Annotated in this window: 13 protein-coding genes; 6 read left to right on the forward strand and 7 right to left on the reverse strand. The window is 61.0% G+C overall.

Annotation, left to right across the window (positions count from 1 at the left end; genetic code table 11):
• Nucleotides 1–104: 104 nt before the first annotated feature.
• From HX823_RS01275 to gap, 4 genes are all read right to left on the reverse strand, one after another.
• On the reverse strand, nt 105–2678 hold the full coding sequence (locus HX823_RS01275; RefSeq protein WP_177073951.1) for a TonB-dependent receptor: 2574 nt from the start codon (nt 2676–2678) through the stop codon (nt 105–107).
• Nucleotides 2679–2793: 115 nt separating this feature from the next.
• A complete protein-coding gene (locus HX823_RS01280) occupies nt 2794–3762 on the reverse strand; it encodes a FecR domain-containing protein (protein ID WP_177073952.1) in 969 nt (322 codons plus the stop codon).
• Nucleotides 3763–3836: 74 nt separating this feature from the next.
• Complete coding sequence (locus HX823_RS01285) at nt 3837–4355, reverse strand: RNA polymerase sigma factor (RefSeq protein ID WP_033898538.1); 519 nt, start codon at nt 4353–4355, stop codon at nt 3837–3839.
• Between the two features lie 91 nt (nt 4356–4446).
• Entirely contained in the window at nt 4447–5448 is a 1002-nt protein-coding gene (gap, locus tag HX823_RS01290; RefSeq protein WP_038845935.1) for a type I glyceraldehyde-3-phosphate dehydrogenase, read from the reverse strand.
• A gap of 221 nt (nt 5449–5669) precedes the next feature.
• Between gap and edd the strand changes: the two genes are divergently transcribed.
• From edd to HX823_RS01310, 4 genes are read left to right on the forward strand one after another with little or no spacing between them, the layout of a single operon-like run.
• Nucleotides 5670–7496: a phosphogluconate dehydratase gene (edd, locus tag HX823_RS01295; protein ID WP_016975495.1), complete on the forward strand. Its 1827-nt coding sequence runs from the start codon at nt 5670–5672 to the stop codon at nt 7494–7496.
• Nucleotides 7493–8449, forward strand: a complete 957-nt coding sequence (locus HX823_RS01300; protein WP_038845937.1) for a glucokinase — start codon at nt 7493–7495, stop codon at nt 8447–8449. The genes edd and HX823_RS01300 overlap by 4 nt, the downstream gene beginning before the upstream one ends.
• A 32-nt stretch (nt 8450–8481) precedes the next feature.
• Complete coding sequence (locus HX823_RS01305) at nt 8482–9216, forward strand: response regulator (protein WP_016975493.1); 735 nt, start codon at nt 8482–8484, stop codon at nt 9214–9216.
• Between the two features lie 31 nt (nt 9217–9247).
• The gene (locus HX823_RS01310; protein ID WP_161630237.1) at nt 9248–10675 is read left to right on the forward strand and encodes an ATP-binding protein; all 1428 of its coding nucleotides are present in this window, start codon (nt 9248–9250) and stop codon (nt 10673–10675) included.
• Here HX823_RS01310 and HX823_RS01315 read toward each other — a convergent pair.
• On the reverse strand, nt 10672–11601 hold the full coding sequence (locus tag HX823_RS01315; RefSeq protein WP_177073953.1) for an AraC family transcriptional regulator: 930 nt from the start codon (nt 11599–11601) through the stop codon (nt 10672–10674). The two genes, HX823_RS01310 and HX823_RS01315, sit on opposite strands and share 4 nt — an antisense overlap.
• Before the next feature lie 328 nt (nt 11602–11929).
• Between HX823_RS01315 and HX823_RS01320 the strand changes: the two genes are divergently transcribed.
• Together HX823_RS01320 and HX823_RS01325 are read left to right on the forward strand one after the other, a co-directional pair.
• Nucleotides 11930–12271 carry an antibiotic biosynthesis monooxygenase family protein gene (locus HX823_RS01320; RefSeq protein WP_034100252.1) on the forward strand — a complete coding sequence of 114 codons (342 nt, stop codon included), beginning with the start codon at nt 11930–11932 and terminating at the stop codon, nt 12269–12271.
• A 42-nt stretch (nt 12272–12313) separates the two neighbouring features.
• Nucleotides 12314–12559, forward strand: a complete 246-nt coding sequence (locus HX823_RS01325) for a hypothetical protein (protein ID WP_177073954.1) — start codon at nt 12314–12316, stop codon at nt 12557–12559.
• Between the two features lie 159 nt (nt 12560–12718).
• Here HX823_RS01325 and HX823_RS01330 read toward each other — a convergent pair whose 3' ends face one another.
• Together HX823_RS01330 and HX823_RS01335 are read right to left on the reverse strand one after the other, a co-directional pair.
• Complete coding sequence (locus HX823_RS01330) at nt 12719–13339, reverse strand: flavin reductase family protein (protein ID WP_177073955.1); 621 nt, start codon at nt 13337–13339, stop codon at nt 12719–12721.
• 125 nt (nt 13340–13464) lie between these two features.
• Nucleotides 13465–14784, reverse strand: coding sequence for an MFS transporter (locus tag HX823_RS01335; RefSeq protein ID WP_068935922.1), 1320 nt, complete (start codon nt 14782–14784; stop codon nt 13465–13467).
• Nucleotides 14785–14818: the final 34 nt, after the last annotated feature.

Consider the following 14818-nt stretch of genomic DNA (forward strand, 5'->3'; position numbering starts at 1 on the left):
GGTGCCCTAAAGAGAGCTGTTATCAACTAGACGAACAAGAAGACGCGGCACAGTAAAAAATCCTCACCTCGTCGATGACATTTCGACGAGGTGAGTAGGGCGGATCAGATGTCCCAGATCACGTTTATCGCAAAGTTGCGACCCGGCTGGGTCAGGCGGTCGAGGTTGGCCGGGGAGGTCACGCCGGCTTCGCCGACACCGTCGTAGCTGCGTACGTCATCCCAGTTCCAGTACTTCTTGTCGGTCAGGTTGTAGAGGCCGCCGTTGAGGGTCACGTCGTTGGTGACTTTGTAGAAGCCGGTCAGGTCGACGATGCCAAAGCCTGGGGTCTTGAACGGGCCCTTGGACTTGTCGCCGTCTGGCGAGAAGAAGGTGGTGCTGTCGACGCGGTTCTGTTTCTTGACCAGTGTCCAACTGACCAACGCGCCGTATTGTTCCTGGTCGTAACCCAGCCCGAACACGCCCTTGAGCGGGTTGACACTGTTGAGGGGCTCGCCGGTCTCGTCGTTGCGGCCATAGGCGTACGCCACCGCACCTTGGGTGTACAGGCCTTGGGGCGCGCCAAACGCGTCCAGGTTCATGCGGCCCTTGGCTTCGATGCCCTTGATGGTGGCGCGCTTGATGTTGAACGGCTGGAAGATCGTGCCGGTCGGGGCGACGGAGGTGTTGTCCTCGTCGATGAAGTCTTTGTACTTGTTGTAGAACACCGCGACATCGAAGTTACCCGCGTCGAAGTTACCGCGAATCCCGGTCTCGATGCCTTTGCTGGTTTCCGGCTTGAGGCTTGGGTTTGGCTCGACCACGTACCCTTGCTGGATATTTTCAAAGCGGCCGTACAGGGCCTTGGCTGATGGCGTGCGGAAGCCTTCGGCGTATTGGCCGAACCAGGTGTAGTGGTCTGTCAGCGCGTAGGTCAGGCCGAATTTCGGCGAAACACGGTGCCAGGTCTTGGTGTCGTCGTCGTGTGGGTAGATCCGGTTCGGGTCGGTGGCGTTGAGGAAGTCCTCGGTCAGCTTGGGTTTGAGCTGGGTGTAGTCATAGCGAACGCTGGGCAGGAAGGTCCAGTTGTTCCAGGCGATCTGATCCTGGGCAAACAGCGAATAGGTGTTGATGGTCGGGTCCGGGAAGTCGCTGGCCTTTCTCACGCTGTCTGTGGCAGACGGGCTGGGGGCGCCGATGGCGGTACAGCCACTGCCGACGGCCAGGCAGGTGGCGGCACCTTCACGGGAACCGGTGACTTTCTGCTGCTTGAGGGTGGTGCCGTAGGTCACTTGGTGATCGGTGTCACCGACGCTGAAGGCCTTGTCCAGTTGGGCATCGAATACCCATTGTTTTTCCTGGTAGAGCGTATCGCGGGTCCGCAGCACGCGACGGCCGGCCTGGTAGATCTCGGCGGTGGTCTGGTCGGTCTTGGCAATCTGATAGTTGAGGCTGGTCTTGATGCGGTCGGCAATCGGCGATTCGAGCGCGAAGCTGTTTTCCAGGCCGAAGCGCTCACGGGTGATGGTGTCGTTGCCCGAGCGTGCGCGGTACAGGTTGGGGGAGACAGGGGCACCGGTGTTGAACGGCCCGCCTATGGCGTTCTTCTGGTTAGTGTCGCGATCGTCCTTGTACTTCTCATACGTCAGGCCAAGGCGATTGTCGTCGCCGTAATTCCAGCCCAGCTTGGCCAGGATGTTGGTGGTGCGCGCGTCTTCCGGGTTGGCGCCGGTACGGGCCAGGCCGGTGGCGTTGTTGCCGTCGTAGGACTCCATTTCGTGGCCATTGCGCTGGCTCAGGTGCAGCAAACCGTCGAAGTCCTGTACGCGACCAGCGAAGGTGCCGGAGGTCAGCCAGCTTTCATCGGCGGAGCTGTAGCCGGTCTTGAGACGGGCGCCGACGTCCTGGCCGGGCTTGATGATGTCGTCCGGGTCGAGGGTGAAGTAACTCACTGCGCCGCCAATGGCGCTGCTACCGTACAGGGCCGAGGCCGGACCGCGCAGGATCTCGACGCGCTTGACGATTTCCGGGTCGACGTAGTTGCGACGGGTCTTGGCGTAGGGGCCGTTGAAGAAGTTGTCCGGCACTTCCACGCCATCGACCTGAGTGAGGATGCGGTCGCCGTCGATGCCGCGAATGTTGAAGCCGGCGTTACCGGCACGGGTGCCGGCGCCACCGACCGAAACGCCGGGCTCATAGCGCACCAGCTCGCGGATGGTGTTGACGTTCTGGAGGTCCAGCTCTTCGCGGTCATGCACGCTGACGGTGCTCGGTACGCTGCTCACGTCCTGCTCATTGCGGGTGGCGCTGATGGTCACCTGTTGCAGGTTGAGGGTGCTGCCCGCTGCGCGTTTTTCCAGGACGATGTTGTTGCTGCCCAGTTTGCGATAGCTCAGGTTGGTCCCCACCAACAGCCGGTCCAGGGCTTTTTCCGGCGGCAGCGGGCCGCGCACGCCAGGGGACGACACACCCTGGCCCAATTCAGCGGGCAGGCCGACTTGCCAGCCGGTCACGGCGGTAAAGGCGTTGAGGGCCGAGACCAGCGATTGCTGCTCGATGCTGAAGTTGTAGTTGCCATGGCTGCGCGCAGCAGGTTCGGCGGCGGTGGCGCTCATCACTGGCGCACCGGCCAGCAGAATGGCGGCCGTCAGCATGGACAGGACGGGCGAAGAGGACCGGCGGTTGAAACAAGAGGACATCGAGAGCGCTCCGGGGTACGAATCTTATAGTTGCGAACTGAAACAAATAGGAATCAGTTGCATTGGCTAAGACGAGACGTACCACCCTCAGCTATCGAGTAAAAATAATTCTCATTTAGTTCAAGATCACCAGCGCCGGGTATTCCGACAGCTTGGCCGAGGTGATGTGGGCCAGGGATCGCACCACGTCCAGGGGCTGGTCGAGGCGATAATTGCCGGTGACGGCGACGCTGGCGAGTTGGTCATTGGTGTTGACGATCCAACCCGGGTAATAGCGACGCAACTCGGCGAGCACTTCGCTCATCGGGCAGTTTTCGAAAATCAGCCGTCCTTGCACCCAGGCCAGGTCCTTGTTGGTGTCCAGCTTGGCCGGCTGGCCGAAGCCCTTGGGCCCGATGCGGATGCTTTCACCGGCGCTCAGGCGCACACGGGCATCGTCGAAGGTGTTGCTCAGGTCGACATCGCCGCGTTGCACTTGCACCTGAGCTTCGCCATTCAGGTAACGCACGGCAAACGCCGTATCGCGCACGCTGGCACGCACGGGGCCGGCGTCGATTTCCAGGGGCAGGCCGTGGCTGGGCACGATTTCGAAAAACGCCTCGCCTTGGTACAGGCGGGCGATGCGCTGGTGGTCCTTGATGCTGCTGGAAAACGCCGAGTTGGTGTTCAGCAGCACCTTGGAACCGTCGTCCAGTTGCAGGCGCTGGCGTTCGCCCACCACGGTGAGGTGGTCGGCTTGCAGGCGTACCGGCAGGTTGCTGAAGCTGAACAGGCCGATCAGCAGCACGGCGGCGGTAGCCAGTGGTTTCCAATGCGGTTTGATGCGGCGCCAGGCGCTGGGTTTACGCGGTACGGCCAGTGCGACGGCGGCACTGTGCACCGGCGCGCCACCCCAGGCGGCCTGGGCCTTGGCGAAAGCATGAACGTGGGCGGGATTGCTGGCCAGCCAGGCTTCGAATTCGGCTTGCTGCCCGGGTTGCGGGCACTGCAAGGCGATCAGCCAGTCGAGGGCTTGATCCATAGCCGTGTCTTGCAACACCTCATGAGCCAGCTCATGGGGCTGCAGTTTATTCGGGTCCGTCACGGTGTTCCTCGGGTCTTCGCCACGTTCTATTCAACTTTCCTACAGCCTGGGTCGACGCTTCTTTCGGGTGAAGCTTAAGGCCGATCCAGCCGTTCGGCCACACCTACACAGATGGCCATGATCAATTTGAGTTCCTTTTGCACGGTGCTCAAGGACACTTCCAACTGATCGGCAATCTCCTGGTAGCTGCAACCATGCAGGCGGCTGAGGATGAAGATCTGCTGTTGGCGGGCGCTCAACTGGCCCAGGCTGACGCTCAAGGCTTCAAGCATTTGCTCGGCCTGGGTGGCATCTTCGGGGGTGCTGATGGGAGCCGCGACGCTTTGCAGGACGTCCAGCGGAACATCTTCCTGCAGCGTGCGGGCCTGGATCCTGCGCGCGCGCAGATGATCCAGCGCCAGGTTGCGTGCCGTCTGATAGACAAAAGGTTCAAGGTGATCGATCGGCCGCTCGCTCAGGGCCCGAGTCACGCGCAGGTAGGTTTCCTGCAACAGGTCCTCGGCGGTGCTGTGGTTATTCACCATCCGCTGCAAGGTGCGAAGCAGAACCACCCGTTGGGTGAGAAAAACGTGGTTGAAGCGAGATTGGCTCACAGTGATACCAGACCGATTTGCAGTTAATGATAATGCTTATCATCAACTCAAATGGCAAGTAGCTATTTCTGTGAGCCTTTTCCCGTGAGGGTTATTCGGCGTTACACAGCGCCAGGCAGTTATCCAACATACGGTTGGAGAAGCCCCACTCGTTGTCATACCAAGCCAACACTTTCAGCAACTTGCCACTGACCTTGGTGTGATTGGCATCGAAGATCGACGACAACGGGTTGTGGTTGAAGTCGCTGGAAACCAGCGGCAAGGTGTTGTAACCAAGGATCTTGGAATGCTGGCTGGCATCCTTGAGCAATGCATTGACTTGTTCGGCAGTGGCTTCTTTCTTCAACTGCACGGTGAGGTCCACCAGCGACACGTTGATCACCGGTACACGCACCGCCATGCCGGTCAACTTGCCCGCCAGTTCCGGCAGCACCAGGCCGACGGCTTCAGCTGCGCCGGTCTTGCTCGGGATCATGTTCTGGGTGGCCGAACGCGCACGGTACGGGTCGGTGTGGTAGACGTCGGTCAGGTTCTGGTCGTTGGTGTAGGCGTGAATCGTGGTCATCAGGCCACTTTCGATGCCCAGCTCGCGGTGCAGCACTTGCGCCACAGGCGCCAGGCAGTTAGTGGTGCACGACGCGTTGGAGATGATCTGGTGGGATTGGCGCAGAATGTCGTGGTTCACACCGTAGACCACGGTGGCGTCCGCGCCCTTGGCCGGTGCCGAGATGATCACCTTGCGCGCACCAGCGGTAATATGGGCGGCAGCCTTGTCACGGTCGGTGAACAGACCGGTGCATTCGAACACCACGTCGATCTTGTGCGCAGCCCACGGCAGGTCGGCGGGGTTGCGAATGGCGCTGACGGCAATCCGGTCACCATTGACGGTCAGGCTTTCCTGATCGTGGGCGACCTCTGCGTCGAAAGTGCCATGCACGGTGTCGTATTTGAGCAGGTGGGCGTTGATCGAACTGTCGCCCAGATCGTTGATGGCGACGATCTGCAAATCCTGGCGGTAGCCTTGGGTATACAGTGCGCGCAGGACATTACGGCCGATACGGCCAAAACCATTGATTGCGATACGAAGAGTCATTGGAAAGTGCCTGTCGTCGATTTGTTGTAAGAATTACAAGATTATTCGCATAAAAATAGAAAACAAGCCTTTTTAGTGGCAATATTTTGTTCAATCTACAACGAGTGACCTGAATCAACTGGTCCGATGATCCAAACGACTCCCTGCCATCCCATGCGCTGCGGGCGTTTGATCAGCATAGACACTCAGGTCGCCACATCCGTTAGCCTGGAGTTCTACACATGCATCCCCGCGTTCTTGAGGTCACCGAACGGCTTATCGCCCGCAGCCGCGCCACCCGCGAGGCCTACCTTGCGCTCATTCGCGGTGCAGCCATCGACGGTCCGATGCGCGGCAAGCTGCAATGCGCCAACTTCGCCCACGGCGTGGCCGGTTGCGGCACTGAAGATAAAAATAGTCTGCGCATGATGAATGCCGCCAACGTGGCAATTGTTTCGTCATATAACGACATGCTCTCGGCGCACCAGCCGTACGAGCATTTCCCTGAACAAATCAAGAAAGCCTTGCGCGAAGTTGGCTCGGTCGGCCAGTTCGCCGGCGGCACCCCCGCGATGTGCGACGGCGTGACCCAGGGCGAGCCTGGCATGGAGTTGAGCCTGCTCAGCCGTGAAGTCATTGCCATGTCCACGGCGGTAGCGCTGTCCCACAACATGTTTGATGCCGCGCTGATGCTGGGCATCTGCGACAAGATTGTCCCCGGCCTGATGATGGGCGCGTTGCGCTACGGCCACCTGCCGATGATCTTCGTGCCGGGCGGGCCGATGCCGTCGGGCATCTCCAACAAGCAGAAAGCCGACGTGCGCCAGCGCTACGCCGAAGGCAAGGCCACCCGCGAAGAGCTGCTGGAATCGGAGATGAAGTCCTACCACAGCCCCGGCACCTGCACCTTCTACGGCACCGCCAACACCAACCAGCTGCTGATGGAAGTGATGGGCCTGCACTTGCCGGGCGCCTCGTTCGTCAACCCGTACACACCGCTGCGCGATGCGCTGACCCGCGAAGCCGCGCACCAGGTCACGCGCCTGACCAAAGCCAACGGCAGCTTCATGCCGATCGGCGAGATCGTCGACGAGAAATCCATCGTCAACTCCATCATCGCCCTCAACGCCACCGGCGGTTCGACCAACCACACCCTGCACATGCCGGCCATCGCCATGTCGGCGGGCATCATCCTCACCTGGGACGACATGGCCGACCTCTCCGAGGTGGTGCCGACCCTGTCCCACGTGTATCCAAACGGCAAGGCCGACATCAACCACTTCCAGGCGGCGGGCGGCATGTCGTTCCTGATCCGCGAACTGCTCGAAGCCGGCCTGCTCCACGAAGACGTCAACACTGTGGCCGGTAAGGGCCTGAGCCGCTACACCCAGGAACCCTTCCTGGTCGATGGCGAATTGATCTGGCGCGACGGCCCTATCGAAAGCCTCGACGAAAGCATCCTGCGCCCGGTGGCCCGTGCGTTCTCGCCGGAAGGCGGCTTGCGCGTGATGGAAGGCAACCTCGGTCGCGGCGTGATGAAAGTCTCGGCCGTGGCGCCGGAGCACCAGATTGTTGAAGCACCGGCGGTGGTGTTCCAGGACCAGCAAGACCTGGCCGACGCGTTCAAGGCCGGCCAGTTGGAAAAAGACTTCGTCGCCGTCATGCGCTTCCAGGGCCCGCGCTCCAATGGCATGCCAGAATTGCACAAGATGACGCCGTTCCTCGGTGTGTTGCAGGACCGTGGCTTCAAAGTCGCACTGGTAACAGACGGGCGCATGTCCGGCGCGTCGGGTAAGATCCCCGCCGCGATTCACGTCAACCCCGAAGCCCAGAGCGGCGGGCCGCTGGCGCGGGTGCGCGATGGCGATATCATTCGCGTGGATGGCGTGAAGGGCACCTTGGAGCTTAAGGTGGACGCCGATGAGTTTGCAGCGCGCGCGCCTGCCACGGGCCTGTTGGGGAATAACGTGGGGGCCGGTCGCGAGCTGTTTGCATTTATGCGCTTGGCCGCAAGCTCCGCAGAGCAGGGCGCCAGCGCCTTTACCTCTGCCTTGGAGACGCTTAAGTGAAGCTTGCGCTGGTCGGTGATATCGGGGGCACCAACGCCCGTTTCGCGTTGTGGCGCGATCAGGAACTGCATTCGATCCGCGTGCATGCCACGGCGGATCACTCCAGCCCTGAAGACGCGATCAAGGTTTACCTCAACGAGGAAGGCCTGCAAATCGGCGACATCGGTGCGGTGTGCCTGTCGGTGGCCGGACCGGTGAGCGGCGATGAATTTAAATTCACCAACAACCACTGGCGCCTGAGCAAGACTGCGTTTTGCAAGACGTTGCAGGTCGATGAACTGCTGCTGGTCAATGACTTCTCGGCCATGGCCCTGGGCATGACCCGCCTCAAGCCCGACGAATTCCGCGTGGTTTGCGAGGGTACGCCGGAGCCGTTGCGCCCGGCGGTAGTGATTGGCCCTGGCACTGGCCTGGGTGTCGGGACGCTGCTGGACCTCGGCGCAGGTCGTTTTGCGGCGTTGCCGGGGGAGGGCGGGCATGTCGACCTGCCCCTGAGCAGCCCGCGTGAAACCCAGCTGTGGCAGCACATCTACACTGAGATCGGCCACGTCAGCGCCGAAACCGCCTTGAGCGGTGGCGGGTTGCCGCGCCTGTACCGTGCCATTTGCGCGGTCGACGGCCATACGCCGGTACTGGAAACCCCCGAGGCCATCACGGCCGCAGGCTTGGCCGGCGACCCGGTGGCGATGGAGGTATTGGACCAGTTCAGCATCTGGCTGGGCCGCGTCGCCGGCAACAATGTGCTGACCACCGGTGGACGCGGTGGCGTGTACATCGTGGGTGGGGTGATACCGAGGTTTGCCGACTTCTTTATCAACAGTGGTTTCGCCAAGAGTTTTAGCGACAAAGGCTGCATGAGTGACTACTTCAAGGGCATTCCGGTGTGGTTGGTAACCGCGCCGTATTCCGGGTTGACCGGGGCCGGCGTCGCGTTGGAACAGGCGTTTGCCTGACCTGCAACACTTATAACAACAAGGAGGACCCCGTGAGCGTAATCAGTAAATCGATTCTCCTCGTCGACGACGACCAGGAAATCCGCGAATTGCTGCAGACCTACCTCAGTCGCGCCGGTTTCCAGGTGCGTGGCGTGCCGGATGGCGCGGGGTTCCGCCAGGCGATGAACGAGGCGCCGTGCGACTTGGTCATCCTTGATGTGATGTTGCCGGACGAAGACGGTTTCAGCCTTTGCCGCTGGATCCGCCAGCACCCGCGCCAGGCGCAGGTGCCGATCATCATGCTGACCGCCAGCTCCGACGAGGCCGACCGCGTGATCGGCCTGGAGCTGGGCGCCGACGACTACATCGGCAAGCCTTTCAGCCCCCGCGAGTTGCAGGCGCGGATCAAAGCCCTGTTGCGTCGCTGCCAGTTTGGCCAGGAACGCAGCAGTGGTGGCGAAGTGTTGGTGTTCGATGAATGGCGCCTGGATATGATCAGCCACCGCTTGTTCCATGTGGATGGCGAAGAAGTGATCCTTTCCGGGGCCGATTTTGCCTTGCTCAAATTGTTTCTCGACCATCCGCAACAGATCCTCGACCGCGACACCATCGGCAACGCCACCCGTGGCCGTGACCTGATGCCGCTGGACCGTATCGTCGACATGGCCGTCAGCCGCTTGCGCCAACGCCTGCGCGACACTGAAAAACCCCCGAGGCTGATCCGTACCGTGCGCGGCAGCGGTTATCAACTGGCAGCCAGCGTGGTTGCCGGCAATGCCCACTGAACATCTGACTGAGCGCCGCCGCCGCTTCCCTGTGCCCCGTTCGTTGCTGGGGCGCATGCTGCTGTTGACGTTGCTGGCAGTGTTGTTTGCCCAGGCGCTGTCCAGCGTGATCTGGGTCTCGCAGTTGCGCGCCACCCAGCTCGAAGGCCTGGTCACCAGCGCCCGCAGCCTGGCGCATTCGATGACCGCCAGCGTGAGTTATTTCCGTTCGTTGCCGGTGGCCTACCGTCCGTTGGTCCTCGATCAATTGCGCAGCATGGGCGGGACGCGTTTCGTCGTGACCCTCAATGATCGTCCTCTGGACATGGCCATCCTGCCGCAGACTCCGCGTAAACAGGCGGTGCTCGAAGCGGTCGATGAAGTGCTGAAACAAACCCTCGGCGCCGATGTGCATATCTCGGTGGAGTTCGTCAGCGCCGAAGACCTGCGCATCTTCAATGCCGGCCTGAAACTCGATGAATTGCCGCGTTCATGGGCCCACTACGCGTTGACCCTGGAACCGGTGAACCCGCCGGTGCTGGTCACTCAGATCCAGCTCGCGCCCGGCGAATGGTTGTACATCGCCTCGCTGTTGCCCGAGCCCTACACCAGTCTGGAAGAACAAGGCCTGCCGTCGCAGCAGGTGTGGTTTATCGTGCTGACCAGCGGCTTCCTGCTGCTGTTCATCGGCCTGCTGGTGCACTGGCAAAGTCGCCCTCTCAAGCGCTTGGCGCGGGCCGCGCGGGACATGTCGCTGGGCGCCGACGTAGAGCCGGTGGCCGAAGGTGGCGGCAGCGAAGTGGTGGAAGTGGGGCGGGCGTTCAATGCCATGCGCGAGCGCATCAGCCGTTACCTGACCGAGCGCAGCCAGTTGTTCAGCGCGATTTCCCACGACTTGCGCACACCGATCACCCGCCTGCGCCTGCGTGTGGAATTGCTGGAAGACGAGAACCTGCAAACCAAGTTCGGCCGCGACCTGGATGAGCTGGAGTTGTTGGTGAAGGGCGCGCTGCAATGCGTGAAAGACACGGATATCCACGAAAATATCGAGCCGGTCGACCTGAACCATGTGCTCGACTGCCTGGTGGAGCCTTATTTGGCGCCGAACGGCAATGGGCGCGTGACCCAGCATGGGCGGGCGTTGACGACGTATCCGGGCAAGCCGCTGGCGCTCAAGCGATGCATCGGCAACCTGATCGACAACGCGTTGAAGTACGGCCAGAACGCCCATCTGCGCATCGAAGACGATGGCGTGGAATTTATCCTGCATGTGGATGACGAAGGCCCCGGCGTGCCCGAGCAACGCCTGGAGCAGGTGTTCGAACCGCACTTCCGCCTGGCCGGGCAGCAACAGGGCTACGGGCTGGGACTGGGGATTGCGCGCAACATTGCCCATAGCCATGGCGGCGAAGTGAGTTTGCAGAATTTGCGTGAGGGTGGGTTGCGGGTGACCCTGCAACTGCCGCGCACTCTCGACTAAATGCTCTGGCGCAGCCGGGCCAAATCTCTGAGGGGCGGCGCCCCAAACAACCGACTGTACTCGCGGCTGAACTGCGACGGGCTTTCATATCCCACGCGATACCCGGCCGCCGACGCCTCCAACCCTTCGGCGATCATCAACCGCCGGGCTTCCTGCAAGCGCAGTTGCTTCTGGTACTGCAACGGGCTCATGGCGGTGATGGCCTTGAAGCGGTGGTGCAGGGTCGAGACGCTCAGGTTCACTTCCTTGGCCAGATCGTCGATGCGCAGCGGTTGCTCGTAGTTGCCGTTCAACCATTTGATCGCCTGGCTGACCCGATGGCTCTGACTGTTGGCCACGGCGATTTCATACAGGCGATAACCCTGTGGACCCCGCAGCAGGCGATAAAGAATTTCGCGGTTGATCAGCGGCGCCAGCATGGCGATGTCTTTGGGCGAGTCCAGCAGGCGCGCCAGACGCAGCACGGCGTCGAGCAGTTGGCCGTCGATGCGGTCGACATACATGCCACGGGAGGTCGGACGCGACGGCACGCCCATCGGGCCTGCTTCCGCGATCAAGGCCGTGAGCTGCGCCGGGTCGATATTGATGCGCACCGACAGGTTCGGGTCTTCCGGGGTGGCCTCGATGATCCGCCCGGCCACCGGCATCGCCACCGAGAACACCAGGTAGTTGAGTGGGTCGTAGGCAAAGATCTCGTCGGCAAGGCGCACTTCCTTGCTGCCGCTGGCCAGGATGCACAGGGCGGGCTCCACCAACACCGGCATGAAGTCACGCGGCGTGTTGTGGCGGTTCAAGAACAAGGTGGTGATGGCGGTGCCGTAGGAGCCGTCCTCCCAGGTGTTCCGATGCACGATGCTGGCCAGTTCGGCGCGCTGCTTTTCCATCTCGGCATCGAGGGGGATGGCTTTATGTTCGGGCGACGACATGGAGCGTCCTCTACTGGCTACTTCGATGGGCTCAGCTTAGCGGCGGCTTTTCAAAAAGTGTTACGTCGATTCTGCACAATCCTTGCCTGATCCTGCGGCGCATCGTGAATCAGGCAATCGCAGCGCCTGTCATCTCCCTGAAACAAGGCGTTGGCCAATGGAATAAAACAGCTGCGCCAGACGTCCTCTCTACGCTTCTCGCAGGATTGTGCAATAAGCCGACAGGAATTGACTAACCGCGCTCGCATTTGCGCCGTTATCTTTGATCCTGTGGCAACACGCCCTCACAGTGCTTGCCGAGCATCACTTCTCAACGGGAGAGTCGAACATGTCCACCCCCATTCCCGCGAGCCATATGGCCTTTATCCGCGCCCGCAGCGGGTGCAGCACCGAACTCGGTGCACGCTTGAGCAGTTTGATCGAACCGGGCCGTCAGGCTCAGGGTTGCCTGCAATTCTCGTTGCAGCATTCCCAGGTCGATCCCGATGTGTGGCTGGTCTCGGGCTTCTGGAGCAGCGAGCAGGCGATGAGCGCCTACTTCAACTCTCCGGCACTGATGATCTTTACCGAGCTGTTGAACGACATGGTGGTCCGCAGCATGGACTTCCAGACCTTTACCGATGCATCCGCCGCCCATGCCTACGGCGAGTACCTGCAACTGGCCGGTTGAGGGTTAGAATGGCCAACTTTTCCATTGGCCAGGACCTGCAACATGGCACGTAAACAATTTGCCCACCACGAAGCCGTTTCCGCCGTAGTACCGGGGGAGGGTGGCTACAGCGCCGCCGTCGCCGTCAAGGCACTGGATGGCATGGGCGCACCGCGCTTTCACAAGATCCTTGATGGCCAGACGTTCAAGACCGCCTCCGACGCCGACGATGCGGCGACTGTGCAATTGGAACGATTGGTCGATATCGACGAAGAAGGTCAACTGAGCTGGGCGACTGCCGCAAGCTGAAGCCGGACGCGTTTTACTGCCCAACAAAGAACAAATGTGGGAGCCGGGCTTGCCCGCGATGAGGGCATGACAGCCGACTCATTAGGTGGCTGACACGCCGCTATCGCGGGCAAGCCCGGCTCCCACACTGTTTTGTTGTGTTTGTTGAAAAGTGATCAATCAGCGGGGTCGATGCATCTTGAACAGGGCCTCGGGGCCCAACTGGAAGTAATCCGCCGGGCCGCCACCGCGCAGGATCGGCTCGGCGGCGGCGGTGTCGTAGATGCCGTCCTTGAGCAACCACTTGGCAATGTGCACCGCGACCACCTCGCCCAGCACCAGCCAGCTAGGCACCAATGCCTTATCGGCGCGCTGAAGCTGAATGATCTGCGTCACCTTGCACTCGAACGACACCGGGCTCTCGCCCACCCGTGGCACGCCCACGATCTTGGAAGCGACCGGCGTCAGGCCGGACAATTCGAACTCATTCACCTCGGGTGATACCGGGGCGCAACTCTGGTTCATCTGCTCGGCCAGCGGGCGGGTCGCCAGGTTCCACACAAACTCGCCGGTCTGTTCGATGTTGTTCAGGCTGTCTTTGCGCCCGACACTGGAAAACCCGATGATCGGCGGAATGTAGTTGAACGCGTTGAAAAAACTGTAGGGCGCCAGGTTCAGGCGGCCTTCGCTGTCGTGGGACGAAATCCAGCCGATCGGCCGTGGACCGACGATGGCATTGAACGGGTCATGGGGCAGGCCGTGGCCGTTGGCGGGTTCGTAGAAGTGGATATCGTCGGACATGGCCGGGGTTCCTGGTGCGCAGTTCTGGGAGGCGGTCATAGTGCACTGCACAGTTGGTGGTTTTCAAAACAAAAAAGGGCTGTGTCATCTGCTGACATAGCCCCTTTTGCATTGCAGGTGAAACGTTAGTCCGTGGTAATGCGCGAGTGCTTACGCGTGTCCTTCATGGTCACATAGACCACCAGAGACACCGCGATACACGCGGTCACATACCAGTAGTAGCCGGTTTCCATGCCGATGCTCTTGAACCACAGCGCGATGTATTCAGCGGTGCCGCCGAAGATCGAGACGGTCAGGGCGTACGGCAGGCCCACGCCCAGGGCGCGGATTTCGGTAGGGAACAGCTCGGCCTTCACCACGGCGTTGATCGAGGTGTAGCCGCTGACGATGATCAGCGCCGCCATGATCAGGAAGAACGCACCCCACCAGCTCTGGATGGTGTGCAGGGTGGTGAGGATCGGCACGGTGAACAGCGTGCCAAGGATGCCGAAGGCGATCAGGATCGGACGACGTCCGACTTTGTCCGACAGCCCGCCGACGATGGGTTGCAGGCACATGAACAGGAACAACGTCGCCGCCGAGATGGTGGTGGAGTCGGAAATGCTCATGCCGACCGTGTTCACCAGGTATTTCTGCATGTAGGTGGTGTAGGTGTAGAACGCCAGGGTGCCGCCCATGGTCAGGCCGACCACGGTCAGTAGCTCCTTGGGATGGCGCATCAAGGTGCGCATTGCGCTTTCCTTGGCTTTTTCCTTCTTGGTGAACGACTCGGTTTCTTCCATGCCACGACGAAGGTACAGCGCGACGACTGCGCACAGTGCGCCGATGGCGAACGGGATACGCCAGCCCCACGCGTACAGCTGCTCGGTGGTCAGCAGTTGTTGCAGCACGATCAGCACGGCCAAAGCGATGAGCTGGCCGGAGATCAGGGTCACGTATTGGAAGCTGGAGTAGAAACCACGACGTTCCTTGGTTGCCATCTCGCTGAGGTAAGTGGCGGAGGTGCCGTATTCGCCGCCGACCGACAGCCCCTGCAGCAAACGGGCGAACACCAGCAGGATCGGCGCACCGATACCAATCATTTCATAGCCGGGGCTCAGGGCAATCAGCAGCGAGCCGAAGCACATCAGGTAGACCGAGGCCATCAGGGCTTTTTTACGCCCGACCTTGTCGGCATACAGGCCCATCAGCCAGCCACCGATCGGGCGCATCAGGAAGCCCACGGCGAAGATCGCGGCGGTGTTGAGCAGTTGAGCGGTGGTGTCGCCTTTCGGGAAGAAGGTCTTGGCGAAGTACAACGAGAAGGCGGCGTAGACGTACCAGTCGTACCACTCGACCATATTGCCGACGGAACCACTGAAAATCGATTTGATGCGGCTGGAGGTAGTGCGCTCTTTCGTCGGCGCGGCCGCCGACCCCAGAGGCAGGGCGTTGGAGTTATCCATTGAAGGATCCTTCATCTAGTTGTTTTTATGGAGC

Source organism: Pseudomonas sp. P7759, from assembly GCF_013386445.1.
Taxonomy (GTDB): domain Bacteria; phylum Pseudomonadota; class Gammaproteobacteria; order Pseudomonadales; family Pseudomonadaceae; genus Aquipseudomonas; species Aquipseudomonas azotoformans_A.

Coding starts and splice junctions, on each gene's coding strand:
- HX823_RS01275 (WP_177073951.1), bottom strand. CDS start 2,678: ATGTCCTCTTGTTTCAACCGCCGGTCCTCTTCGCCCGTCCTGTCCATG.
- gap (WP_038845935.1), bottom strand. CDS start 5,448: ATGACTCTTCGTATCGCAATCAATGGTTTTGGCCGTATCGGCCGTAAT.
- edd (WP_016975495.1), top strand. CDS start 5,670: ATGCATCCCCGCGTTCTTGAGGTCACCGAACGGCTTATCGCCCGCAGC.
- HX823_RS01315 (WP_177073953.1), bottom strand. CDS start 11,601: ATGTCGTCGCCCGAACATAAAGCCATCCCCCTCGATGCCGAGATGGAA.
- HX823_RS01320 (WP_034100252.1), top strand. CDS start 11,930: ATGTCCACCCCCATTCCCGCGAGCCATATGGCCTTTATCCGCGCCCGC.
- HX823_RS01325 (WP_177073954.1), top strand. CDS start 12,314: ATGGCACGTAAACAATTTGCCCACCACGAAGCCGTTTCCGCCGTAGTA.
- HX823_RS01330 (WP_177073955.1), bottom strand. CDS start 13,339: ATGTCCGACGATATCCACTTCTACGAACCCGCCAACGGCCACGGCCTG.
- HX823_RS01335 (WP_068935922.1), bottom strand. CDS start 14,784: ATGGATAACTCCAACGCCCTGCCTCTGGGGTCGGCGGCCGCGCCGACG.